Below are 24453 nucleotides of genomic sequence, written 5' to 3' on the forward strand. Positions count from 1 at the left end.
AAAGCCCTGCGGCGAGGCCTTGGCGGTATCGGGTTATCGCGGGCGCTTTGTGGAGGGGCTCGTCTGGATAACGCCCGGAAGACCGTTCGGCGCCCTTCATCAAACTGTCACGCAACTGTGGCAGCGCGCTTGAACAAACTTCATCAGACTCGCGCTCTACTGGGGTTCTGCGTTTCGGTGTTTTTCATGCGTGTATTTTTATTGCTGGCCGCGCTGGTGTTCGGCCTGCCTTCATGGGCCGCCTCGCGTTGCGATGTGAACGTTGCGACCGAGCGGGTCGACCTGGCGCAGGTGAGCCTGGCCTACCAGAGCATCGGCCGGGCGTCGGATCCGGCGCTGCTGCTGGTGATGGGCCTGGGCGGGCAGTTGATCCATTGGCCCGACGAGGTGGTGGTCGCCCTGTGTCAGCAGGGCTTTCGGGTGATCCGCTACGACAACCGCGACGTGGGGCTGTCCGCTTGGCGGCAGGCGCCGGCCGAGGCCAACCTGACGTTCGAGGTGCTGCGCTACAAGCTCGGTCTGCCGGTGTCGGCGCCCTACAGCCTGACCGACATGGCCGACGACGCGCTGGGCCTGATGGATGCGCTGCACGTCGAGCGGTTCCATGTGCTGGGGGCGAGCATGGGCGGGATGATCGCCCAGCACCTGGCGGACATGGCGCCGCAGCGGGTCGAGAGCCTGACCCTGATCATGACCAGCTCCGGCGCCGAAGGCTTGCCGGCGCCGAGCGCGGCGCTGGTGCAGTTGCTGTCGCGGCGCGGGGCGCCGAGCCGCGAGGTGGCGCTGGAGCAGCAGGCCGACCTGCTGGCGGCCCTCGGCAGCCCGACGGTGAAAGACGACCGGCAGGCGTTGCTGCAACAGGCGGCGGTGGCCTATGACCGGGCGTTCAACCCCGAAGGCGTCAAACGCCAGATCATGGCGATCCTCGCGGAGCCGAGCCGGGTGGCGCTGCTCAACCGGTTGCGCGTGCCGACCCTGGTGGTGCACGGCACCGCCGACCCGCTGCTGCCGGTGATGCACGGCGTGCACCTGGCGGCGCATATCCAGGGCAGCCAATTGCGGCTGATTCCGGGCCTGGCCCACCGTTTCCAGGAGGCGTTCAAGGCGCCGTTGCTGGCGGCGGTGCTGCCGTACCTGCAGGCGCACCGCGAGGACGCCTCGCACTGGGCGCAGATCGAACCGGCGGCGGGCAGCAACCTGCTTTGACCGGGCGGCAGGGCGTGAATCGGGCGGGCGCGCCAATTTTCGGTCGTCAAAAAAATATCAATGTGCCACTATTGCCGTCTGTCCGCTGCCGCAAGGGCCGCGATGATTTCACGCATAGGGACTTGATTCATGACGTACCGCACTTTCCGCACCTGGGCTGCGTTGACGCTGCTCGCCTGCCTGACGCTCACCGGCTGCGCCCACGTGCAACCGCCCGTGGCGCTGGACAACCAGTTCTGGGACGCCAAGGAACCGACCATCGGCGTGGCGATCAACGCCGTGCCCGTACCGGTGCTGGCCTTGACCGGCAATCAGGGCCTGCTGGATCTGGCCATCAACAAGGGCGTCAACAGCAAGCTCAGCGACAACGTCGAGACCTGGCAGGTGCGCGACTTCAACACCCTGCCGGAGGCGATCGTCGCCAAGCTGCAGGCCAAGGGCTACAAGGCCAAGCGCATCGAAGAGCCGCTGAACATCGCGTCCTACAAGGAAATGTCGTTCCGCGAGGGCTACATGACCCGCGACCTGACGTCGCTCAAGGCCGCCTACGGTGTCGACCGTCTGGTGCTGGTGAACGTGTACGCCACCGGCGCCGTCCGCAGCTACTACAGCATCGTGCCGACCAGCGCGCCGATGGCCCATGTGAGCGGGGAGGGCATGGTGGTGGACCTTTCGGACAACCGGCTGCTGTGGTTCAAGCCGTTCACCGTGACCCAGGCCGCCCAGGGCGAGTGGGACGAGCCGAACTACGCCAACCTCTCCAACGCCTTCTACCAGGCCATGGACGACAGCCGTCAGCAAATGATCAGCCCGTTCGCGCAATGAGGCACCGCATGGTGGCGGGCCTTGCGCTGGCCCTGTTGACGCTGGCCGGATGCGCGCAGAAGCCGCTGCCGCCGGCAGGCTTCAATGACCCGACCGCGTTGCCCTACGTGCAGGCCCACGGGCTGAAGGTCGAGGTGCAGGTGCCGCCGGAGTTCGTCGGCGCCAGCACGGTGATCGATGCCAAGGCCGCGTTGAAGGCCCAGTCCTCCAGCCACAACCTGGTCGCCAGCTCCGGCAACAGCGCGGGGTTGGCCGGCATCATGGTCGCCAGCCTGATCAATACCCAGATGGGCAGCGGCACCTTGCAGCGCGATGCGCAGAAGGCGGCGTTCAACGAGTCCCGGCCGATGGCCGACCTGCTGGCCGGCATCCCGGTGCAGGAGCGCCTGCAGCGCCGCTTCACGCAGGCTTCGCAGGCGGCGGGGCTCAAGCAGGGCGAGGGCCAGGTCACGGCGCGCCTGTTGATCGAACCCCGGCTGATGCTGACCGCCGACCGCGGCAGCTTTCTGTTGGTCAACCAGGTGCAGATCCAGGACATCGCCGGCTCGGCGCTGTACCGCATGAGCATCGAAGTGGCCAGCCAGCCGTTCCGCCGCTGCGGGCAGCAGTGCATCGACGACGGCAGCCTTGAGCTGGCCAGGGTCACCGCCGCCCTCGACGCGTGCATCGACGAGGCCATGCGCGTGCTGGCCACCGACCTTGCGCTGCCGCCGGCGCCGGCCGCCGCCCAGGAAACCCTGCGCTACGTGCTCGACGGCCAGCGGGTGGTGGAGCGCGGTTACCAGTTGCAGCGCAGCGGCGACTACTGGCGCTACCGCAACCTCTACGGTGCGGTGAAGTCGGTGCCGATGCCGTTCGAGGATGCGCTGACGCCGGCGCAGCTCGATCAGGCCTACGGCCGCTGAGACGCGCCGGCCGGCTCTTGGCCGGGGTCAGCTGTGCAGGCGCACCCAGACGCTGACCAGCACTGTCGCGGCCATCAGCCACGCCACCGCCGCCACGGCCAGGGAGGCCTCCAGGCGCATCCGGTCGACCATCACGTACAGCGTCGCCAGGTAGACGAAGTACGGAATGATCGACCACATGCCGAACACGATGGTGGTCTTCAGGTCGTCGATCGAGCGGCCCTTGCCGACGATGTAGTGGGCGATCAGGGCGAAGGTGGGAAACAGCGGCACCAGCCCGGCGATGTAATAGTTCTTGGTCTTGGACAGCGCGGCGAGGATCACCACCACCGCCGCGCCGATTGCCGCTTTCAGAATCAGGTCCACTGTGATCTCGCTTAATGGCTCAGGCCGTACTTTTTCACTTTGTCGAACAGCGTGGTCTTGGCCATGCCCAGTTCCTGGCTTGCCTGGGTCAGGTTGCCGCCGCTGCGCTGCAGCGCATCGCCCAGCAGGTTGCGCTCGAAGGCTTCCACCGCTTCGGCGAACGCCAGGCCCTGGCCGGCGCTGCCGGCGCCGGACTTCTTGAAGGCCGGCAGGCCCAGGGCGAAGCGTTCGGCGACGTTGCGCAGTTCGCGCACGTTGCCCGGCCAGTCGTGGCTCATCAGGCTCGATAGCGTCTGGTTGTCCAGCTCCGGCGCCGTGCGGTCGAAGCGCAGCGACGACTGCTGCAGGAAGTGCTCGAACAGCTGCAGGATGTCTTCGCGGCGCTCGCGCAAAGGCGGCAGTTCCAGGGTCACCACGTTGAGCCGGTAGTACAGGTCGCTGCGGAATTCCCCGGCCTTGCTCGATTCGTCGAGGTCCGATTTGGTGGCGGCGATCACCCGGCAATCCACCGCCACGCTCTGGTTCGAGCCCAGCCGCTCCAGGGTGCGTTCCTGCAGCACCCGCAGCAGTTTGATCTGCAGCGGCAGCGGCATGCTCTCCACTTCGTCGAGGAACAGCGTGCCGCCGTCGGCGTGCTCGATCTTGCCGATGCGGCGCTTGCCGGCGCCGGTGAAGGCGTTGGCCTCGTGGCCGAAGATTTCGCTTTCGAACAGGTTTTCCGGCAGGCCGCCGCAGTTGAGGGCGACGAAGGCCTTGCCGTGGCGCCGGCTGAAGTCGTGCAGGCAGCGGGCGACCAGTTCCTTGCCGGTGCCGGTCTCGCCTTCGATCAGCACGTTGGCCGAGGTGTCGGCCACGTTGGCGATCAGTTCGCGCAGGTTCTGCATGGCCGGCGAGCGGCCGATGATCCGGCCCTCAAGGGAATCGCGCTCGGCCAGTTGCCGGCGCAGCGACGAGACCTCCCGCGCCAGGCTGCGCTGCTCCAGGGCGCGGCGGGCGACGTCCACCAGGCGTTCCGGGGAGAACGGTTTCTCCATGAAGTCGTAGGCGCCCTTCTGCATCGCGCCCACCGCCATGGAGATGTCGCCGTGGCCGGTGATCAGCACCACCGGCAGGCTGCGGTCGCGGGCCTTGAGCCGGGTCAGCAGCTCCAGGCCGTCGATGCCCGGCAGGCGGATGTCGCTGATGACGATCCCGGCGAAGTCGTCGCCGACCTGCGCCAGCGCCTCTTCGGCGCTGCCCACGCCGATGCAGGGAATGTCCTCCAGGGCCAGGGCCTGCTGGCAGCCGAGCAGCACATGGGGGTCGTCTTCGACGATCAGCACACTAAGGTCGTTGTTCATATCGGCTCGTCAGGTGGAGTGCCTGCCAACGGCAAGCTGAGGACGAAGGCGGTGCCGCCGTCGGCCGGGTGTTCGACGCCCAGGTGCCCGCCGGTGGCGGCGGCCAGGCTGGCGGACAGGGTCAGGCCCAGGCCCAGGCCCTGTTCGCCGGGTTTGGTGGTAAAGAACGGCTCGAACAGGTGCTTGCGCGCCTCGGCGTCGATGCCGTGGCCGTTGTCGCGCACCCGCAGGCGGTACTTGCCGTCGAACGTTTCGCCTTCCAGCCACAGCGCCGGCAGCGGCTGCGCCTGCATGGCGTCCAGCGCGTTGCCGATCAGGTTGACCAGGATCTGCTCCAGGCGGGTCTGGTCGATCTGCACCTGCACGTCGTCGAACCGGCGGTGCAGTTGCAGGGCGGTGTTCTCCAGGCGGGCGCCGAGCACCTGCAGCGCCGCGTCCACGGCCTTGCCCAGGCTGGCGCGGCCCTTGTCGTCGCCGCGGCGGGCGAACGAGCGCAGGCTGGCGGTGATCCGGCCCATGCGGTCGATCAGGTCGTTGATGGTCTTGAGGTTGGTGCTGGCCACGTCGAGCTGGCCGCGCTCAAGGAAACGCACGGTGTTGCCCGACAGCGTGCGCATCGCCGCCAGCGGCTGGTTCAGTTCGTGGGCGATGCTGGTGGACATCTGACCGATGGCCGCCAGTTTGCCGGCCTGCACCAGTTCGTCCTGGGCCCGGCGCAGGGTTTCCTCGGCCTGGCGCCGTTCGCGGATCTGGCCCTTGAGCCGGTCGTTGCTGGCGCGCAGGTCGGCGGTGCGTTCGGCGATCCGTCGCTCCAGCTGATTGTTGGCTTCCTGCAAGGCTTCGCGGGCGGCGAGGCGGGTGGCGATCACCTTGCGCCGTTCGTTCCAGGCGATCAGCAGGAACGCCACCAGCGCAAACGCGACGGCCACCAGGATGCCCTGGTTGATGGCTTCGCGGCGCAGGTCCTGCAACGGCGTGAGCAGGGTGAAGTTCCACGGGGTGTCGCTCAGCGGCCGGGTCTGCGCCAGGTAGCTGATGCTCTCTTCGTCGCTGCCCAGTTCGCTGTTGGCCGGGAAGGTGAGCTTCTCCACGCCTTCGGCCAGGGTCTCGCGGGCCAGCGGTTGCAGTTCGTTGAGCGGGAACCAGTAGTACTGCAGGCTGCGGGCGAGCTTTTCCTTGGTCTCGTCGCTCAGCGGCACCACGGACTTGAGGCGCCGGGCCGGGTCGCTGGAGAGAATGATGATGCCGTTCTCGTCGCTGACGAACGCCTCCAGCCGCGCCCGTTGCCAGCGTTCCTCCATGGCTTCCAGGCGCACTTTGACCACGGCCACGCCGATGATCTTGCCGTGCTCCTCCAGGCCATGGGCCAGGTAGTAGCCGGGTTCGCCGTTGGTGCTGCCGATGCCGTAGAAACGGCCGGGCTGGCCGCGCACGGCGTTCTGGAAGTAGGCGCGGAAAGACAGGTCTTCGCCCAGGTAACTGTCGACGTCGCGCCAGTTGCTGGTGGCCATGACCCGGCCGGTGGTGTCCATCACGTAGATGGCCCGGCTGCGGCTGCGCCGGTTCAGGCCTTCAAGGTAATCGTTGACCGTCTGCCGGTGTTCCGGGGTCGGGTCGTCGAGCAACTGCGAGACGCTGGTCTCAAGCTCCAGCAGGCTCGGCAGGTAGGTGTATTTGCTGATCTCGCTTTCGACCGCCCGGGCGTGCAGTTCCAGCTGGCGCTGGCCGTTCTCGCCGAGGCTGCGGATGCCGAAGTGCTCGCTGGTCCAAAAGCCCAGGCAGCCCAGGCCGACCATCAGGGCGATGACCAGCGGCGGCAGGAACAGATGGCGGATCAGACGGGGTTTCACGGCAAGTGACGGCGGCGCTGCGCGATAGAGATTGGGGTCGCATTTCATCACAGATGCCTTGGGTCAACCACAACACAAATCAGCCCCTAGAAGAGCGGACTTGCCGCGAAGGCGGTGGATCGGTCAACGGTGAGGTTGAATGTTCCGGCCTCTTCGCGGACAAGCCCGCTCCCACAGGGTCAGCGGTGCTCCTTAGTGCTGCAGGATTTTCTCGAGGAAGTGCTGCGCGCGCTCCGAGCGCTGGCTCACGTCGCCGAAGAACTCCTCTTTCGGGCAGTCTTCGATGATCTTGCCGGCGTCCATGAAGATCACGCGGTCGGCCACCTTGCGGGCGAAGCCCATTTCGTGGGTCACGCACATCATGGTCATGCCTTCCTGGGCCAGCTGCACCATCACGTCCAGCACCTCGTTGACCATTTCAGGGTCCAGGGCCGAGGTCGGTTCGTCGAACAGCATGACGATCGGGTCCATCGCCAGCGCACGGGCGATCGCCACGCGCTGCTGCTGGCCGCCGGACAGTTGGCCCGGATGCTTGTGGGCGTGGGCCGAGAGGCCGACGCGATCGAGCAGCGCCAGGCCTTTCTTGGTGGCTTCTTCCTTGCTGCGGCCCAGCACCTTGATCTGCGCGATGGTCAGGTTCTCGGTGATGGTCAGGTGCGGGAACAGCTCGAAGTGCTGGAACACCATGCCCACGCGCGAACGCAGTTTCGGCAGATTGGTCTTCGGGTCGGCGATGGAGGTGCCGTCGACCACGATGTCGCCCTTCTGGAAGGGCTCCAGCGCGTTGACGCACTTGATCAGGGTCGACTTGCCCGAGCCCGAAGGGCCGCAGACCACGATCACCTCACCTTTCTTGACCTCGGTGCTGCAGTCGGTCAGCACCTGGAAGTCCCCATACCACTTGTTGACGTTCTTGATAGAGATCATACGGCGAACCTTTTTTGCAGACGCTTGACCAACCGCGAGGCGGCGAAGCTGATGATGAAGTAGACGAGACCCGCGAAGATCAGGAACTCATTGGAGCGGCCGATGATGTCGCCGCCGGCGCGCGAGGCGTTGAGGAAGTCCACCAGGCCCACGGTGTAGACCAGCGAGGTGTCCTGGAACAGGATGATGCTCTGCTGCAGCAGCAGCGGGGTCATCTTGCGGAACGCCTGGGGCAGGATGATCAGGCGCATCATCTGGCCGTAGGTCATGCCCAGCGCCTGGGCGGCGCCCATCTGCCCCTTGGGGATCGACTGCACGCCGGCCCGCACGATTTCGCAGAAGTACGCCGCCTCGAACATCATGAACGCCACGATGCAGGAGGTGAACGCGCCGATCGGGGTGTCTTCGCCGGTGATCCAGCGCAGCACGAACGGCACCGCCAGGTAGAACCAGGTGATCACCAGCAGCAGCGGGATCGAGCGGAAGTAGTTGACGTAGGCGCCGGCGACGTTCGACAGCACCTTGTTGTGGGACAGGCGCATCAACGCCAGCACGGTGCCCAGCGCGATGCCGCCGACGACGCCCAGGGCCATCAGCTTGAGGGTCATCAGCATGCCGTTCCACAGGCCGGGAATGGCCGGGACGATGCCACTGAAATCGAATTCCATCATTTACCCCCTACGGAGATCAGGCCCGGCACGGCGACTTTCTTCTCGACCAGTCGCATCAGCAGCATCAGGCTCATGTTGAGGGTGAAGTAGATCAGGGTGGCCAGGGTGAAGGCCTCGAACAGGTTGGCCGAGAACTCGGCGGTCTGCTTGGTCTGGGCCAGCAGCTCCATCAGGCCGATCAGGGACGCCACGGAGGAGTTCTTGAACACGTTCAGGAATTCCGAGGTGAGCGGCGGAATGATGATCCGGTAGGCCTGGGGCAGCAGCACGTTCCAGTAGATCTGCGGCAGCTTGAAGCCCATGGCGCGGGCGGCGGACTCCTGGCCGCGCGGCAGCGCCTGGATGCCGGTGCGTACCTGCTCGCACACCCGGGCGGCGGTGAACAGGCCCAGGCACACGACGACGCTCAGGTAGGCCGAGGTGGTCGGGTTCAGGTCCTGCTTGTACCACTCCTGCAGGTCCGGCGGCAGCAGGTCGGGCACCAGGAAGTACCAGATGAACAGCTGAACCAGCAGCGGCACGTTGCGGAACAGTTCGACGTAGCAGGTGGCGATGCCCGAAACGATGCGGTTCGGCACGGTGCGCATGATGCCCAGCAGCGAGCCGAGCAGCAGGGCGATGATCCACGCGACGATGGCGATGGCGATGGTCCAGCCCAGGCCGGAGATGAACCAGTCGAGATAAGTCTCGCTGCCCACGCCGGTGGACTTGAAGAACACGCCCCAGTCCCAGTTGTAATTCATTAGGGTCTCCCCTCGGATTCGATCATGTACAAGTGCCCGCCTGGGGAAACTCCGTTCCCGCCCCGACCGAACGTCGGGCACACACGATCGGCTCGACAGCCACCGGTTCGAGTGTTCCAAAAATGTGCCAGCAGGGAGTGACCATCCCCTGAAAGGGCCGTGGCCCTTTCAGGGGATAAGGTTAGTCAGAAATCAGGACTTCTTGTCGTCAGCCGCTTTGTCGGTCGGGTTGGCGATCAGGGCCTTGAGTTCGTCGCTCATCGGGAAGTTCAGGTTCAGGCCTTTTGGCGGGATCGGCGACTGGAACCATTTGTCGTAGATCTTGTTGATCTCGCCGGACTTGTACAGGGCGATGATGGCGTCATCCACGGCCTTCTTGAACGGCGCGTCGTCCTTGCGGACCATGCAGCCGTAGATCTCGTAGGACTGCGGCGTGCCGGTCACGGCCCAGTCGGAAGCCTTCTTGGCCTTGGCGGCTTCGCCGGCCAGCAGGGCGTCGTCCATCATGAACGCGACGGCGCGGCCCGACTCCAGCATCTGGAAGGATTCGCCATGGTCCTTGGCCGAGATGACGTTCATCTTCATCTGCTTGTCGGCGTTCATCGCCTTGAGGATGCGCTCGGAGGTGGTGCCGGCGGTGGTCACGACGTTCTTGCCGGCCAGGTCCGGGAAGTCCTTGTACTGGGAGCCGGCCTTGGACAGCAGACGGGTGCCGATCTCGAAGATGCCGACGGAGAAGTCGACCTGCTGCTGGCGCTCGACGTTGTTGGTGGTGGAGCCGCACTCGACGTCCACGGTGCCGTTCTGCACCAGCGGGATGCGGGTCTGCGAGGTCACCAGGTTGTACTTGACCTGCAGGTTCGGCGCGTCCAGGTCCTTCTTCAGGGCTTCGACGATGGCCAGTTGGATGTCATGGGAGTAGCCGACCGGTTTGCCGGAGGCGTCGGCGATGTAGGAAAACGGAATGGAGGCGTCGCGGTGACCCAGGGTGACGGTGTTCGACTCTTTGATCTTCTTCAGGGTGCCGGTGAGCTCGGCGGCGAAAACTGGTGTGCTGATCAGAGCGGCAGCAATGGCTGCGCCCAGGATATGGGGAACGATGCGCATCAAATTTTCCTCGACATTGTTTTTTTTATGGAGCCGGTTGAGCGGGCCCTTTTGTGCTTCGAATGCCTGACGGCTCCTGTCGTGTCGGCACGGCAGGCATTCGTCGGAAGAGTGTAGAGCATGAGTCGTGCCAGACCAGTTGCGCTGGTTCAACTCATTGATTTGATTGGGGATTAACTTTTTGTGATGGCGTTTTTTTGCCTTTCTGATCCGGTTAACCGAACCGACCGTCGGGTCGCGTTCGGAAAACCGAATGGCAAAGGATCAGCGCCACACCGGCAACAGATCCAGGGTGTACAGCAGGTGCGACACCGCGCAGGCCACCCCGAACAAAAGCACCAGCGCGATCATCGGCGTGCCGCCCCACACCCGGTAGCGCGGGCTTTGGAAGCGGATGCGCGAAGCGCGCGCCAGCAGCGCCGGGGTGATGACCGCCCAGACGGTGGCGGCGAGGCCGGCGAAACCGATGGCGTGGAGGAAGCCCTCCGGCCACAGGAACCCGCACAGCATCGGTGGCAGGAAGGTGACGGCGGCGGTCTTCAGGCGGCCGGCGGGGCGGTCGTCGAACTTCAGCACGTCGGCCAGGTAGTCGAACAGGCCCAAGGTCACGCCGAGGAACGAACAGGCCACGGCGAAGTTGGAGAAGAACGTCAGCAGCAGGTCGACGTTCGCGCTGTCGAGCCGCGAGCCCAGCGCACTGATCAGCACGTCGATGTTGCCGCCTTGCCGGGCGATGTCCTTGAACGCTTCGCGGGGGATGTTGCCCATGCTGCACAGCATCCACACCAGGTACAGGCCCAGCGCGATCAGGGTGCCGCCCACCAGGCAGGCGCGGATGCGCCGCGGATCCTTGCCGTAGTGCTTCATCAGGCTGGGCACGTTGCCGTGGAAGCCGAACGAGGTCAGGCAGAAGGGCAGCGTCACCAAGAGGTACGGCCAGTAGCGGTGGTCGCCGGCGTCCGAGTCGAGCAGCGTGACGGGCTGCACATGGCCGAGCAGGCCGCCGAAGGTCAGGAAGAACGCGAGGATCTTGGCGCCGAACACCAGGGTGGTCATGCGGCTCACCGCCGAGGTGCTGAGCCAGACGGTGAAGGCCACCAGCACGGTGAACCCCAGGCCGGCGACCCGTGCGGACAGCTCGACGCCCATCGATTGCGCGGTGTGGTGGATCACCGAACCGCTGGCCGAAATGTAGGCGTAGGTCAGGGTGTAGAGCACGAACACGATGCTCAGGCCGTTGAGTCGGTTCCAGGTGCGGCCGAGCAGGTCCCGGGTGATGGTCGAGAAGCTGGCGCCTTCGTGGTAGTTGAGGTTGGCCTCCAGGATCATCAGGCCCGAGTGCAGGGTGCAGAACCAGGCGAACAGCAGCACCGCGACCGAGCCGTGGAACCACAGCCCGGACATGACCACCGGCAAGGAGAACATGCCGGCGCCGACGATGGTGCCGCCGATGATCATGGCGCCGCCGAGCACCGAGGGCGAACGTTCGAGTGCGGCGGGTGAAGCGGATGAAGCAAGTGATGTGGCACGCATGGCGGGGCCTGCATAGGTATTGTTATGGAGGGTGCGGTGCATCAGTGACATCCCTGATGGCCGATGCACCGCTTTCGCGGGCAAGCCCGCTCCCACAGGGGCTGGGTTCAGCTGATGCCCAGCCAGGGCGACAGCCGGCGTACGTGCGCCAGCAGCACCTCGTCCTGCCCCGGCAACGCATCGAACGACAGGCCCACCGGCAGCGCCCCTTCGGCCGCCACCGGCACGCTGATGCTCGGCGCCGCCAGGTTGCTGGCCGGGTCGGTGTTGCGCACGAACCGCTCGAAATGGCTTTCGTCCGCGCAATCGCCCAACAGCGGCGCACTGCACGCCACCGTCGGGTAGGCGATCAGATCCAGCCGATTCCCGGCGAACAGCGCACGGTATTCCTGCTCCAGCCGCACTTTGCCCATCAATGCCTGCACGTAGTCGGTGTAGGAGATCGCCGGGCTTTCCAGCTGGGCGGTAAGGGTTCTGCGGATGGCCGGGTCGGCGATCTGCGCAAGGATGTCGAGGAAATCCCCGCCGCGCCCTTCCTTCATCAGGAAACGCGGGAAGTCGATGAAGAACTCATAGATCGGCAACGGAAACTGGATGCACTCGTTGATCTCGCCGAGGGCCGCGTCGTTGACCGGCACGATCTCCGCGCCCCGGTCGGCCAGCGCGTCGATCGCGCGCCGGCAGTCGCGGCGCACGTTGTCATCCAGGTCCGACCAGAAGAAACGTTCCGGAATGCCGATGCGCAGCGGCCGGTTTTCCGGCTGTGGGGCAGGGCCGCGGCCGGTCAGGTGATGGTGGACGAACTGGCAGTCTTCCACGGTGCGGGTCAGCAGGCCCGGGGTGTCCTTGGTCTGGGAGACCGGCACGATGCCGTCCACCGGGTAGGCGCCGGTGGTGGGCCGCAGGCCGACGATCCCGCAGAAGGCCGCCGGGATGCGCACCGAACCGCCGGTGTCGGTGCCCACCGCGCACGGCACCAGCCCGGCGGCCACGGCAGCGGCGCAACCGCCGCTGCTGCCGCCGGCGCTGCGGCGCTCGTCGGCCGGGTTGGCCACCGCGCCATGGGCGTGGTTGGCCGAGGTCACGCCGAACGACAGTTCGTGCATGTTGTTCTTGCCCACGACCTGCGCACCCAACCGGCGCAGATCCGCCACGATGCCCGCGTCCGCCTGCGGCACGTAACCATTCAGGCCCGGCGTGCCGGCGGTGGTCGGCAGGCCACGGACATTGATGTTGTCCTTGAAGGACACCGGCAGCCCGTAGAGCGGTGCGCTGCGGTCCGCCGCAGGCGATGCCGGGTCGAAGGTGATGAAGCTGTTCAGGTGCTGCGCGTCCTGGTGCCGTTCGCGCAGGTCCTGCCGCCAGGCGTCGGGGCAGAGGTCGCCGGCGCGGAAACCGGCGACGAGGTGTTCAATGGATAAGCGACTGTTCATGGAAAGTCTCGGCGAAAGGGAGAGGGGCCCGGTCAGCAATAGCGGTACTGGGGCATCAGGCCGTCCAGGGGATTGCCGTCGATCAGGTCGCCGCCCAGGCTGCTGATCACCGCGCAGGCCGTGTTCAGGGCGGTCTGGATCGAGCCTTCGGCCCAACCGCCGGTGAACGAGGCGCCGCAGCCGGCCAGGTACAGGCCGGTGTCTTGGCTGGCGTCGAGGGCGGTGCGGAACTGGTAGAACAGGCGCTCGGAATAGATGTCGTCGCCGGGGAAGTTCAGCTTGAACGCGCCCAGGGCGTGCTTGTCGGTCAGCCAATCGTATTCGAGCACGTAGCGCCCGTAGTCGCCGTTGAGCGGCACCAGGTGGCGGGCGAACTCCGGCGCGCTCATCGCCAGCTCGTCCACCAGGCGCAGGCAGCGCTGCACCTTGTCGGTCATCGAGACCATCTTGTGCGAGTCGTCCTCCCACGTGTAGCTGATCAGCACCACGCCCCAGGAATCCGGATCCTGCGGGGCGTAGTCCAGGCAGTACACGCCCTTGACCAGGGTGTCGGTCTGGATGTTGTGCGCCAGGCCATGCTTGAGCCAGAACTTGTCCTTGGTGAGGATGAACAGTTTCGAGGAGCCGACCATGTGGGTTTCGTTGATCGCCCGGGCCACGTCGCGGTTCACGAACGTCTGGTCCTGGGTGAGCTTGAGGTTGACCTGCAGGGCGCGGGTCGTGGCGGTGGTGATCACTCGGTCGCAGGCGTAGGTCTCGCCGTTGCTGCCGGCCAGCAGGATCTGGCCGTCCGCATCCTTGTCGATCGATTCGATGCGGGTGCGGCAGATCATGTCGCGCAGCTGCATGCCGTTGAACGAGGTGTCGGCGATCAGTTCCGCCAGCGTCGAGATGCCGTTGGGCACCAGCCGTTGGTTGACCTCCAGCCCGTTGACCACCAGGCGCAGGATCTCGGTGAAGGACGCCCGGTACACCGACTGGAAGCCGCCGGAACCGATCCCCAGGGAACCGAACAGGTGGAAGTCCTCCGGCTTGCGCCAGGCCTTGCCGCCCGGCGGGTTCTTGCCGGTGAAGATGCGCACCATCGCCGAGTAGAACGAGCTGTCGCCGAAGCAGTCCAGGTAGCGTTGCCATTCCGGCTGCACTTCGCAGTAGTTGTGCTGCTTGAGCAGTTCGGTCAGCAGCAGGGGCGGGGCCAGGCGAGTGCCGTCGTCCAGGGTCGCGCCCTCGCTCAGGAACGCGCTCCAGCCCTGGTGCACGGTGCGGAACAGCGCCGGCGGCGGCTGCATCGCCGGCCAGTGGTGGGTTTCGCCGCGGTAGTGCAGTTCGGTGTCGACCACGCCCGGGTCGGGAAAGGTGTTGGTGGTGTGGATGCCGAAGCGGTTGAGGTAATGGAACAGCCCCACCTCGCTCGGCGGGAAGCGCATAGCGCCCATCTCGGCGATGAACTGCGGTTGCTCTTCGTCGAAGCACTGGGTCAGCAGGCGGCCGCCGATGTGGCTCGGTTCGGCTTCGAACAGGGTCACGCGGCGGGCGCCGGCGCGCAGCAGTTCATAGGCGGCCACCAGCCCGGTCAGGCCGGCGCCGATGATGCCGATGTGCTTGTCGGCGCTTTCAGGCGGCAGATGCCCGATGGCCTTGTCGGCGTTGCGCAGGAACTGGCCGTAGTCGTACAGCAGGTCGACGTAGGGGAAAGTCAGGCACGCGGCGCCCTGGCTGGAGTCGTTGTTCATGGGAGTCACAGGGGGAATTCTCGGTCGGTCAGATGATGAGTTGCAGGCTTTCGAGGGCGCGGGCGGGGTTGAGCAGCAGGATCTTTTTGCCCTGGATCTTCCACTGGCCGTCGAGGTGGATCAGCCGGTGCTCGACGGTGACGGGGTAGTGCCATTCCTGATCGCCGCGGGCCTCGCAGTACATCAGGTTGCTGCTGGCGGTCGCGCTGTAGGACGGCTCCTCGACGGTGATCCGTGGCCGCTGGGCGATGTGCAGGCAGCGGCTTTTCGGCTGCTGGGAAAAGTTGCGGGCATTGGCCAGGCGGTTGATGCGCAGGGTGGTCAGGAAGCGGTCTTCGTACACCAGCGAGGACTCGTGCAGCGGGCTCCGCTGCTCACGGGTCATGGGGATCCAGTAGGTGTAGTCGTCGCTCAGCAGCTTTTGCCAGGCGTCGAAGTCCTGTTGGTCGAGCAGGTGCATTTCGGTCTCGAGCAAGCGCTCGACGGCCCGTTCAGTGGGTTCGTGCATGGTCGTCCCGCATCAGGTTTTGCCAGTGGTCGTAGAAGTTGCGCATCGCCCGTTCGCTGGTGCCGGACACCACGCGGGTCTCGTCGTGGGCCTCGCCCGGCGCGAACAGGCGGGCGACGTTGACCCATTCGTTGGCGTCGCTGCGCAGGCCCTCGGTGGCGCGCTCGTACATCTCCACGTCGTCGTGGGCGACCATCGAGCACGGTGAGTTGATCAGGTTGTTGTACTGCACGGTCCGTTCGAGCAACTGCACCGGGGCGCCTTGCAGTTCGAAGATCCACGACTCGACGATGGTCTCCGTCGCGCTGACCGGGCGGATCACCCGCAGGGTCTGGATCGGGCCCTTGACCATCAGGTTGGGGAAATAGACGGTGTTGTGCCGGGTGTCGTCGAGGATCGCCTGGGCCTGTTCTTCGCCGTAGCTCTCGACCATCAGATCCCAGTAGCCGGGAATGCTGGTGTAGGCTTTGTGGATCGAGTTGCTGACCCCGGTGTGCCCGTGGCCGTTGGGCCAGACGCGGATGCCCATGCCGGCGAAGAATTCATAGGAGCCCATGAACGGCGAGAACAGTTCCACCGCCATCGGCACCGGAAGGTTCTGGTCGCCGGTTTCCTTCCACAGGCGGATGGCTTCGCCGGCCGAGGATTCGTGGGCGATCATCGGGTGGCAGGTGTCGGTCTGGTTGTCGACCACCATCTTCCAGTTGCAGCGGTGGCGGTGCAGCAGCGGCTGGCCGACCACGCGCAGTTCGCCCTTGGGCGAGCGCATGACCATGTTGTCTAGGGTCGACAGCGACTCGCCGAAGAATTCCTCGAAGCCGATGCCGGTCTCGTTCAGGCGCACAAACACGAAACCACGGTAGTTGCGTACCGCCGCCACCTGGCGCATGCCTTTGCCGGCCGAACAACTGCTCAGGTCGCAGTCGTCGTATTCCTTCTTCACCGGGATGCTCATCAGCTCGCCGTCGGTCTTGAACGTCCAGGCGTGGTACGGGCAGCGCATGAAGCGGCCGACGTTGCCGCGGGCTTCGGCCAGCACCTTCACGCCCTTGTGCGGGCAGCGGTTGTGCAGCACCACGATGTCGCCGTTCTTCTGGCGCACCATGGCCAACGGCTGGGCGGCGAGGGTGGCGGTGAAGTAGTCGCCGGCCTCGGGGATCAGGCTGTCGTGGCCCAGGTAGCACCAGCTGGCGGCAAACACCCGCTGCTGTTCCTGTTCGAAAAGTCGCTGATCAAGGAACAGAGACTTGTGCACTTCTCTGCCATTGAAATAGTTGTCCAACGGGGGTGTCCTCTTCAGATCGCCAGCTTCAGGCGGGAGCTCTTCGCCCGGGAGACGCAGGGATACATCCGTGCGCTGCAGGCCGCTTCTTGTTCGCTCATGATGAAATCGCGGTGATCGACGTCGCCTTCGAGCACGTCCAGCGCGCAGACGCCGCACTCGCCCCGGCGGCAGTCGTAGATCGGATCGAGGCCGGCGGCCTCCAGGGCTTCGAGCAGGGTCTGGCCGGGGCCGACCTCAAGGCTCACGCCGGACTCGGCGGCCTCGACCGTGAAGCCTTGCGCACCGTCGTCCTTGGCGAGGTTGAACACTTCCAGGTGGATGCGCTCGCGGGGCAGGCCGGCGCTTTGGGCGTGGCTCAGGATTTCGCTGAGCATCGCGGCCGGGCCGCAGACGTACAGGCGGTCCTCGGGGGTGAGGTCGGCGAGCACTTGGCCGAGCGCCGGACGCTGGCCGGACAGGTGCAGGTTCATCCGATCCTGCAGCAGCGTGCGCAGGTCGTCGGCGTAGGCCGCGTCCTCGGCGCTGCGGGCGAAGTAGTGCAGGTGCGCAGTGCGCTCCAGCGCCGTCAGGTGGCGCAGGATGCCGGTCAGCGGCGTGATGCCGATGCCGCCGGCGATGGCGATGTCCCGGCCGGCCTCGACGCTGAGCGGGTAGTCGAAGGTGTTGAACGGGCCGTCGAGCTCGACGGTGTCGTCGACCTTCAGCGAGCGGATGTAGCGGCTGCTGGGCGAGTCGTCCGAGAGCCGGACGGCAAAGGTGAAACGCCCTTCGGCGGCCTCGTCCAGCTCCACCGTCGAGTAATGGCGCCAGTCGCCGGATTCAGGCATCCGCCATTTGAAATGGGCACCGGCATGGGCCGAGGCGGCGGGGGCCGCCGGGCCGCTGACGGTGATTTCCTTGATGGACGCCGACAGCATCCGGCAGTGGGTGACGGTGAACTTCATGCCGGGGTTTCCTGGGGCAAAGGCGTTTCGTGCAGGTACAGCCATTGGGTGCTGTGGTGGTGCACGCGCAGGATCGCCACGGAAATGCGCGAGGTCTCGCGCTGGTTCTGGTGATGCGTTTCCTTGTAGCGCAGGGCCACGGTCGCGCCTTCGCGCCAGACGGTGTGCAGGTCGCTGATGACGATCTCCAGGCCCGGACGGGCGCCGACCGCGCCCTTGAACAGTTGTTCGACCTGGGCCCGGCCGACCACGGCGGCGGAGGTGGTGACCATGCTGAAGTCTTCGGTGAAGACATCCATCAGCGGGGCGATGGCGGCTTCGCCGGTGCCGTCGGCATCGGTGAAGACGCGGTGGATCAGCTCATGCACGTGATGGACGCTGTGGCGCGCTTGTTCAACCGGGTTGTTGTTCATGGCATTCCTTTGGAGGGTTCAGTTGGCTCATGTGGAACAGTGGGAACAGCCCGGCCAGCGCGGCGATCGCGAAGGTCGCGTGATAGGCCGGGGTGGAGTCGAGCTGTTTGAGCAGCAGGTTGTAGATCATCAGGAACAGGGCCGCGCCGACGCTGAAGGACATCTGCCGGTTGATGTTCCAGATCACGCTGGCCTTGTGGGTGTCGCCGCCCTGGAAGTCCATCAGCGACGTGGTCTGCGCGGTGTTGGCGCCGATGCCGCCGCCCGTGCCCATCAGGCAGTAGGCGATCACGATCACCCAGATGTCCGTCGGTGCGTCCACCAGCATCAGGGTGGCGATGCCGGCGCTGTGCAGGAGCATGCCGAGGGTGAACAGGCGCTTGGCGCCGACCCGGTTGTAGACCCGGCCGCAGACCGTCATCGCGATGAACGCGCCGGCGGCGTAGAGGATCATGAACATCCCGGTCAGGCGGGCGCTGAAATGCAGGGTGTTCTGCAGGAAGAAGATGCTCATCAGGTTGACCCCGGTGAACACGCCGGGAATCGCGTAATAGATGAAGATCGAGGTGCTGAGCTTTTTGCTGCGCAGCAGGCTCAGGTCGATGATCGCGTCGCGGGTGCGGCGGTAGTGCAGCAGGTACAGCGCGACGAACATCAGGCCCGCCGCCAGGCAAGCGAGGGCGGTGGCGGCCGGGTAGTCGCCGCCGTACAGCGACATGCCCATCAGCAGGCTGCCGAGGGCGGCGCTGACCAGCAGCAGGCCGACGATGTCGGGGCGGGCCAGGCTGGTCGGTTTGGTCTCCCGGATCCAGAACCACGACAGGCCGGCGGCGATCAGCGAGAACGGGATGTTGCTGTAGAACACCCAGCGCCATGAACTGGTGTCGACGATGATGCCGCCGACGGTGGGCGAAATCGCCGGGGCGATCAGGGCCACGGCCATCACCATCGTCGAGATCTTGGCCCGCTGTTCGCCCTGGAACAGGTTGAAGGTCAACGCCTGGCCCACCGGAATCAGCAGGCCGCCGCCGATGCCCTGGACGAAGCGCCAGATCACCAGTTCATGGAAGCTGTCGGCCAGGCCGCACATCCACACGGAACCGGTGAACACCAGCATCGAGAGGGTGAGGATCTCGCGGCTGCCGAAGCGGCCGGCCAGCCAGGTGCTGACGGGAATGATCAGGGTCAGGCCCAGAATGTAGGCGTTCGCCACCCAGGCCACGGAAGAACTGCTGACCTGCAAAGTTGCCGATATGCTCGGCAAGGCCACGGCCGACATGAATATGTTTATGCAGTCAATAAAAAAGCCGATCAGAAAGATCAGCGCGATTTTGTAGCGATAGTTCATGTTGTTTCCTCTTTCCCGTCAAGCATAGGGGCGATGGACTTGGGGTGTCGATACGACTATGCTTAAAACAATGTTTGAAAGGATTGAACAGTGAACTCTACCGCCATGCATTCTCATCTTAATCGGGTTCAGACATTTCTCGCGGTGGTCGATTTCGGCTCCTACACCAAGGCCGCGAATTACCTGAGTATCAGCAAAGCCATGGCCAGCCTGCATGTCAAGGCGCTGGAGGAAGTTCTTTCGGCGACCCTGCTGATCCGCAACACCCGCAGCATATCGCTGACTGAAATAGGCCAAGACTTCTATGAAGAGTTCAAAGGCATTGTCGCGGATATCGACAATGCCTTTGATAATGTATTGAAGGGCAATAACCGGGTGTCCGGAAAGTTACGAATCAGTTCGACCAGCGAATATGGCGAGCGCTATATATTGCCGTTGATTCCCTTGTTTATAGAACGTTATCCGGAAGTGCGCCTGAGCTATAACTTCAACTCTTCGTTGAATGATCTGGTGGCCGAAAAACTTGATCTGGTGATACGCCTCGGCAACCTGGCCGACTCGGCGTTCAAGAGCCGCAAGCTGGCAGACTACGACATCGTGCTGGTCGCCACGCCCGCGTTCCTGGAGCGTCATCCTGTGGCGCAGCCCCAGGACCTGAACGGCGTGCCGTGGATCGCAAACAGCAATCTGCAGGCGCCGACCCAATGGCTGTTGCGCGATGCCCAAGGCATCGGCAGCGAGATTCACGGCACCAGCCATTTCGAATCCAACTCCTCCACGGCGATCCGCTCGATGACCTTGTCGTCGCTCGGCGTGTCGGTGCTGCCGGGCTGGGTGGTCGAGGACGACATCGCCAGCGGTCGCCTGGTCCGTTTGTTGCCGGATCATGCGCTGCCGTCGCAGTCGATCAACGTGGTGTTCCCCAACACCGCGCACCTGCCGCACAAGTCCCGGGCGTTCATCGATTTCCTGCTGCTGCACCTGGCTGACTGACGAGGCACAAAAAAGCCCCTGAATCCTGCGATTCAGGGGCTTTCGTTTGAGCGCTGCCCGGATCAGGCCGCTTCGGTCTTGCTGCGGTTCTGCTCGACCTTGTTCAGGTAGGCCGCCAGCTTCTGCTGCTCGTCGGCAGTGGTGAACAGGCCCAGCTTGCTGCGGCGCCACAGGATGTCCTGTGCGCTGGTGGCCCACTCTTCGCTGCACAGGTAATCGACTTCGCGGGTGTAGAGCCCGCCGCCCAGGTGCTCGCCCATGTCGGTCAGGGTCTCCACGCCTTCGAGCATGCGCCAGGTGCGGCTGCCGTAGGTGGTGGCCCAGCGACGGGCGATCTCGGTCGGCACCCAGTCGTACTTGTCGCGGATCAGCGCGCACAGCGCCTGCGGGGTGGTCATGTCTTCGCCGCCCGGCAGGGTGGCGCCGGCGGTCCAGCTCGGGCGCATCTGGGTGAAGTACGGCATCAGTTGCGCCATCGCCGACTCGGCCAGCTTGCGGTAGGTGGTCAGCTTGCCGCCGAACACCGACAGCAGCGGCGCCTCTTCGCTGCCGCCGGACAGCGCCAGGGTGTAGTCGCGGGTCACGGCCGACGGGTTGTCGGACTCGTCGTTGCACAGCGGACGTACGCCCGAATACGTGTGCAGGATGTCTTCGCGGCCGATCTGCTTCTTGAAGTGGGCGTTGACCACTTTGAGCAGGTAATCGGTTTCGCCGTCGGTGATCGCCACCTGCGCCGGGTCGCCGGTGTATTCGCGGTCGGTGGTGCCGATCAGGGTCAGGCCGTTGAGGTACGGAATGGTGAAGACGATGCGCTGGTCCTCGTTCTGCAGGATGTGCGCGTGATCGCCTTCGTACAGCTTCGGCACGATGATGTGGCTGCCCTGGATCAGACGGATGCCGTAAGGCGATTCCATCTTCAGGTCGTCGCGGATGAACTTGGCGACCCATGGGCCGGCGGCGTTCACCAGGGCCTTGGCGGTGATCGAGAACAGGCTGCCGTCGGCGCGTTCCAGGTGCAGGTGCCACAGGCCCTTGGTGCGGCGGGCGCTGACGCAGCGGGTCTGGGTGTGGATGTGCGCGCCTTTCTCGCGGGCGGCCATGGCGTTGAGCACGACGAGGCGGGCGTCATCGACCCAGCAGTCGGAGTATTCGAAACCCTTGCTGATTTCGCTCTTCAGCGCGCTGTCGGCGCCGAACTTCAGGCTCTTGGAGCCGGCGAGCTTTTCCCGCTTGCCGAGGTGGTCGTACAGGAACAGGCCGGCGCGGATCATCCAGGCCGGACGCAGGTGCGGGCGGTGCGGCAGCACGAAGCGCATCGGCTTGACGATGTGCGGCGCCTTGGCCAGCAGCACTTCGCGTTCGGCCAGGGCTTCGCGCACCAGGCGGAATTCGTAATGTTCGAGGTAGCGCAGGCCGCCGTGGATCAGCTTGCTGCTGGCCGAAGAGGTGTGGCTGGCCAAGTCGTCCTTTTCGCAAAGGAACACCGAGAGGCCGCGACCGGCGGCATCCGCTGCGATCCCCACGCCATTGATCCCGCCGCCGATCACGGCGATGTCGTAGACCTCGGAAAGAGGGGGCGTAGGCAAGGTAGAAGTGGGCATCGGCGGGCCTCGGGATCTTTTAGTTTTCTGTTTGGAAATCGAACATAAATGTTCATTTGCGAAAATGGTAGCCCATAAAGACGCGCGCAGCCAGTCGCCTTCGATTGAAAAAACTCATCGAAGGAAGGCTAAAGGAAAATTTTCGAACACGAAATGCGCGTTAGAGCGCGGATGGGGCGCCTGTGAGATCGCCATCGCGGGCAAGCCCGCTCCCACAGGGCTTTCGTCGTTCACAGAGCTGACGAACACAGCAGACGCTGCGGGAGCGGGCTTGCCCGCGTGGCGTCAGTGAAGACGCCGAGCAACGAAGGGGTCAGACGACTTCCAGGCGAACCTTGTGCTGGTTCAGCAGTTGCATCAGCGCCGGCACCGGCTGCTGGTCGGTGACCAGGCAATCGATCAGGCTGATCGGGCCGAGGCGGATCATGGCGTTGCGCCCGAACTTGCTGGAGTCGGCCGCCAGGATCACCTGCCGGGCATTGGCGATGATCGCCTGGGACACCCGCACTTCCTGGTAGTCGAAGTCGAGCAGGCTGCCGTCCTCGTCGATGCCGCTGATGCCGACCAGGGCGAAGTCCACCTTGAACTGGTTGATGAAGTCGACGCTGGCCTGGCCGACCACGCCGCCGTCGCGGCGCACATTGCCGCCGGTCAGCAGCACGTCGAAGTCATCCTTGGCGCTGAGCATCGAGGCGACGTGCAGGTTGTTGGTGATGATCTTCAGGTGGCTGTGGTTGAGCAGGGCACGGGCGATGGATTCGGTGGTGGTGCCGATGTTGATGAACAGCGAGGCGTGATCGGGGATCTGCGCGGCGATGGCTTCGCCGATGCGTTGCTTTTCGTCGCGCATCTGGTCGGCGCGCATCGCATAGGCGGTGTTTTCGACGCTGGAGTCGTAGGCGGCGCCGCCGTGGTAGCGGCGCAGCAGGTTGGCTTCGGCGAGCTGGTTGATGTCGCGGCGGATGGTCTGCGGGGTGACTACGAACAGCGTGGCCATTTCCTCGATGCTGACATAGCCGCGTTCGCGGACCAGTTCGAGGATTTGCTGCTGACGGGGAGGCAGATTCATGGGGCTTCCTTTGGGCTGCCGTGCAAAATTTGCCCATGATGCCGCAGGAATCACCTCCCGGCCAAGTTCGGACCCTATCGGGATCTCAAGCTTGGCTTATTCAGCGTCTTCGCGCTCCCAGTCGCGGGTGCGGCTGACGGCCTTTTTCCAGCCCTTGTAGAGCTTTTCCTTGGCGGCTTCGTCCAGGGTCGGCGCGAACTCGCGTTCGATCACCGCCTTGTCGCGCAGCTCGTCCAGGCTGCCCCAGAAACCGCACGCCAGGCCGGCCAGGTAGGCGGCGCCGAGGGCGGTGGTCTCGCGCATTTTCGGGCGCTCCACCTGGGTGCCGAGGATGTCGGCCTGGAATTGCATCAGGAAGTTGTTGGCCACGGCGCCGCCGTCCACGCGCAGGGCCTTGAGGCGTTCGCCGGAGTCCTGCTGCATGGCGTCGAGCACGTCGCGGGTCTGGTAGGCGATCGACTCCAGCGCGGCGCGGATGATGTGGTCCACGCGCACGCCGCGGGTCAGGCCGAACAGGGCGCCGCGGGCATACGGATCCCAGTACGGCGCGCCCAGGCCGGTGAAGGCCGGCACCAGGTACACGCCGTTGCTGTCCTTGACCTTGTTGGCGAAGTATTCGGTGTCGTGGGCGTCGTTGATGATCTTCAGCTCATCGCGCAGCCACTGCACGGTGGAGCCGCCGTTGAACACCGCGCCTTCCAGGGCGTAGGCCACTTCGCCGCGTGGGCCGCAGGCGATGGTGGTGAGCATGCCGTGCTGCGACTTCACCGCTTTGTCGCCGGTGTTCATCAAAAGGAAGCAGCCGGTGCCGTAGGTGTTCTTCGCTTGGCCTGGCTCCACGCACATCTGGCCGAACAGGGCGGCTTGCTGGTCGCCGGCGATGCCGCCGATGGCGATGCCGCTCTTGGTGCGGCCGTAGATTTCCGACGAGGCCTTGACCGGCGGCAGCATCTCGCGCGGGATGTCCAGCAGTTCCAGCATCTTGGAGTCCCACTCCAGGGTGTGGATGTTGAAGAGCATGGTGCGCGAGGCGTTGGTGTAGTCGGTGACGTGGACCTTGCCGCCGGTGAATTTCCAGATCAGCCAGCTGTCGACGGTGCCGAACAGCAGCTCGCCGTTGCGCGCGCGTTCGCGGCTGCCTTCGACATTGTCCAGGATCCACTTCAGCTTGGTGCCGGAGAAGTACGGGTCGGTGACCAGGCCCGTGGTGTCGCGGATGTACTGCTCGTGGCCGTCGCGCTTGAGCTGCTGGCAGATCTCGGTGCTGCGGCGGCACTGCCAGACGATGGCGTTGTACACCGGGCGGCCGGTGTTCTTGTCCCAGACCACGGTGGTCTCGCGCTGGTTGGTGATGCCGATGGCGGCCACCTGGTCGTGGTGCAGGCCGGCCTGCGCCAGGGCTTCGACCATCACCGCGCTCTGGGTGGCGAAGATCTCCATCGGGTCGTGTTCGACCCAGCCGGCTTGCGGGTAATGCTGGGCGAATTCGCGCTGGGCGGTGCAGACCACGTTCGCGTCGCGGTCGAAGATGATCGCGCGGGAGCTGGTCGTACCCTGATCGAGGGCAATGATGTAGTTCTTGTTCTGTGTGTCGGTCATGTCGATTGCCTTGGACGATAAAAAGGGAGAGTGGGCCGGGGCGCAGGTTCGCAA

22 protein-coding genes are annotated in these 24453 nt (G+C 65.0%); 4 read left to right on the forward strand and 18 right to left on the reverse strand.

Annotated features, from left to right (window positions below; all coding sequences use genetic code 11):
* Positions 1-186: 186 nt before the first annotated feature.
* From CAG29_RS04080 to CAG29_RS04090, 3 genes are all read left to right on the forward strand, one after another.
* Positions 187-1206, forward strand: a complete 1020-nt coding sequence (locus CAG29_RS04080) for an alpha/beta fold hydrolase (RefSeq protein ID WP_085656067.1) — start codon at positions 187-189, stop codon at positions 1204-1206.
* A 129-nt stretch (positions 1207-1335) separates the two neighbouring features.
* Positions 1336-2031, forward strand: coding sequence for a hypothetical protein (locus CAG29_RS04085; protein WP_085580179.1), 696 nt, complete (start codon positions 1336-1338; stop codon positions 2029-2031).
* Between the two features lie 8 nt (positions 2032-2039).
* Positions 2040-2936, forward strand: a complete 897-nt coding sequence (locus CAG29_RS04090; protein WP_371916611.1) for a hypothetical protein — start codon at positions 2040-2042, stop codon at positions 2934-2936.
* A 27-nt stretch (positions 2937-2963) separates the two neighbouring features.
* On the opposite strand, the gene CAG29_RS04095 is transcribed toward CAG29_RS04090, so the two are convergent.
* The 15 genes from CAG29_RS04095 to CAG29_RS04165 all read right to left on the reverse strand — a co-directional run bounded on the left by CAG29_RS04095 (position 2964) and on the right by CAG29_RS04165 (position 19137).
* A complete protein-coding gene (locus CAG29_RS04095) occupies positions 2964-3293 on the reverse strand; it encodes a GlpM family protein (protein WP_170929942.1) in 330 nt (109 codons plus the stop codon).
* Between the two features lie 20 nt (positions 3294-3313).
* Positions 3314-4642: a sigma-54 dependent transcriptional regulator gene (locus tag CAG29_RS04100; RefSeq protein WP_085693883.1), complete on the reverse strand. Its 1329-nt coding sequence runs from the start codon at positions 4640-4642 to the stop codon at positions 3314-3316.
* Positions 4639-6540, reverse strand: coding sequence for a sensor histidine kinase (locus CAG29_RS04105; protein WP_085580187.1), 1902 nt, complete (start codon positions 6538-6540; stop codon positions 4639-4641). Before CAG29_RS04105 ends, CAG29_RS04100 begins: the two co-directional genes overlap by 4 nt.
* A 144-nt stretch (positions 6541-6684) precedes the next feature.
* On the reverse strand, positions 6685-7419 hold the full coding sequence (locus CAG29_RS04110; RefSeq protein WP_085580189.1) for an amino acid ABC transporter ATP-binding protein: 735 nt from the start codon (positions 7417-7419) through the stop codon (positions 6685-6687).
* Positions 7416-8087, reverse strand: coding sequence for an amino acid ABC transporter permease (locus CAG29_RS04115; protein ID WP_085580191.1), 672 nt, complete (start codon positions 8085-8087; stop codon positions 7416-7418). Before CAG29_RS04115 ends, CAG29_RS04110 begins: the two co-directional genes overlap by 4 nt.
* Positions 8087-8833 carry an amino acid ABC transporter permease gene (locus CAG29_RS04120; RefSeq protein ID WP_016773392.1) on the reverse strand — a complete coding sequence of 249 codons (747 nt, stop codon included), beginning with the start codon at positions 8831-8833 and terminating at the stop codon, positions 8087-8089. The genes CAG29_RS04115 and CAG29_RS04120 overlap by 1 nt, the downstream gene beginning before the upstream one ends.
* 192 nt (positions 8834-9025) lie before the next feature.
* Positions 9026-9940 (reverse strand): glutamate/aspartate ABC transporter substrate-binding protein, encoded by a 915-nt coding sequence (locus CAG29_RS04125; RefSeq protein WP_085693884.1) that lies wholly within the window; start codon positions 9938-9940, stop codon positions 9026-9028.
* Between the two features lie 264 nt (positions 9941-10204).
* Entirely contained in the window at positions 10205-11473 is a 1269-nt protein-coding gene (gene mtr / locus CAG29_RS04130; RefSeq protein ID WP_085580640.1) for a tryptophan permease, read from the reverse strand.
* Positions 11474-11580: 107 nt separating this feature from the next.
* On the reverse strand, positions 11581-12906 hold the full coding sequence (locus CAG29_RS04135; RefSeq protein WP_085693885.1) for an amidase family protein: 1326 nt from the start codon (positions 12904-12906) through the stop codon (positions 11581-11583).
* 32 nt (positions 12907-12938) lie between these two features.
* Positions 12939-14639 carry an NAD(P)/FAD-dependent oxidoreductase gene (locus CAG29_RS04140; protein WP_085693886.1) on the reverse strand — a complete coding sequence of 567 codons (1701 nt, stop codon included), beginning with the start codon at positions 14637-14639 and terminating at the stop codon, positions 12939-12941.
* A 28-nt stretch (positions 14640-14667) separates the two neighbouring features.
* A complete protein-coding gene (locus tag CAG29_RS04145; RefSeq protein ID WP_085636534.1) occupies positions 14668-15147 on the reverse strand; it encodes an aromatic-ring-hydroxylating dioxygenase subunit beta in 480 nt (159 codons plus the stop codon).
* The gene (locus CAG29_RS04150) at positions 15131-16402 is read right to left on the reverse strand and encodes an aromatic ring-hydroxylating dioxygenase subunit alpha (RefSeq protein WP_256575519.1); all 1272 of its coding nucleotides are present in this window, start codon (positions 16400-16402) and stop codon (positions 15131-15133) included. Before CAG29_RS04150 ends, CAG29_RS04145 begins: the two co-directional genes overlap by 17 nt.
* 41 nt (positions 16403-16443) lie before the next feature.
* Entirely contained in the window at positions 16444-17376 is a 933-nt protein-coding gene (locus tag CAG29_RS04155) for a PDR/VanB family oxidoreductase (protein ID WP_085580202.1), read from the reverse strand.
* On the reverse strand, positions 17373-17789 hold the full coding sequence (locus tag CAG29_RS04160) for a DUF4440 domain-containing protein (protein WP_085580204.1): 417 nt from the start codon (positions 17787-17789) through the stop codon (positions 17373-17375). The genes CAG29_RS04155 and CAG29_RS04160 overlap by 4 nt, the downstream gene beginning before the upstream one ends.
* Entirely contained in the window at positions 17770-19137 is a 1368-nt protein-coding gene (locus CAG29_RS04165) for an MFS transporter (protein WP_085693887.1), read from the reverse strand. Before CAG29_RS04165 ends, CAG29_RS04160 begins: the two co-directional genes overlap by 20 nt.
* Before the next feature lie 105 nt (positions 19138-19242).
* On the opposite strand from CAG29_RS04165, the gene CAG29_RS04170 reads away from it, so the two are divergent.
* Positions 19243-20130, forward strand: coding sequence for a LysR family transcriptional regulator (locus CAG29_RS04170; protein ID WP_085580208.1), 888 nt, complete (start codon positions 19243-19245; stop codon positions 20128-20130).
* Positions 20131-20192: 62 nt separating this feature from the next.
* Here the strand turns inward: CAG29_RS04170 and glpD are convergent, their stop codons facing one another.
* The 3 genes from glpD to glpK all read right to left on the reverse strand — a co-directional run bounded on the left by glpD (position 20193) and on the right by glpK (position 24399).
* Positions 20193-21731 carry a glycerol-3-phosphate dehydrogenase gene (gene glpD / locus CAG29_RS04175; RefSeq protein ID WP_085580210.1) on the reverse strand — a complete coding sequence of 513 codons (1539 nt, stop codon included), beginning with the start codon at positions 21729-21731 and terminating at the stop codon, positions 20193-20195.
* Between the two features lie 313 nt (positions 21732-22044).
* Positions 22045-22800: a DeoR/GlpR family transcriptional regulator gene (locus CAG29_RS04180; protein ID WP_085580212.1), complete on the reverse strand. Its 756-nt coding sequence runs from the start codon at positions 22798-22800 to the stop codon at positions 22045-22047.
* Between the two features lie 96 nt (positions 22801-22896).
* Complete coding sequence (gene glpK / locus CAG29_RS04185; RefSeq protein WP_085693888.1) at positions 22897-24399, reverse strand: glycerol kinase GlpK; 1503 nt, start codon at positions 24397-24399, stop codon at positions 22897-22899.
* Positions 24400-24453: the final 54 nt, after the last annotated feature.

Origin of the sequence: Pseudomonas sp. B7(2017) (genome assembly GCF_002112745.1) — a bacterium.
Taxonomy (GTDB): Bacteria; Pseudomonadota; Gammaproteobacteria; order Pseudomonadales; family Pseudomonadaceae; genus Aquipseudomonas; species Aquipseudomonas ekonensis.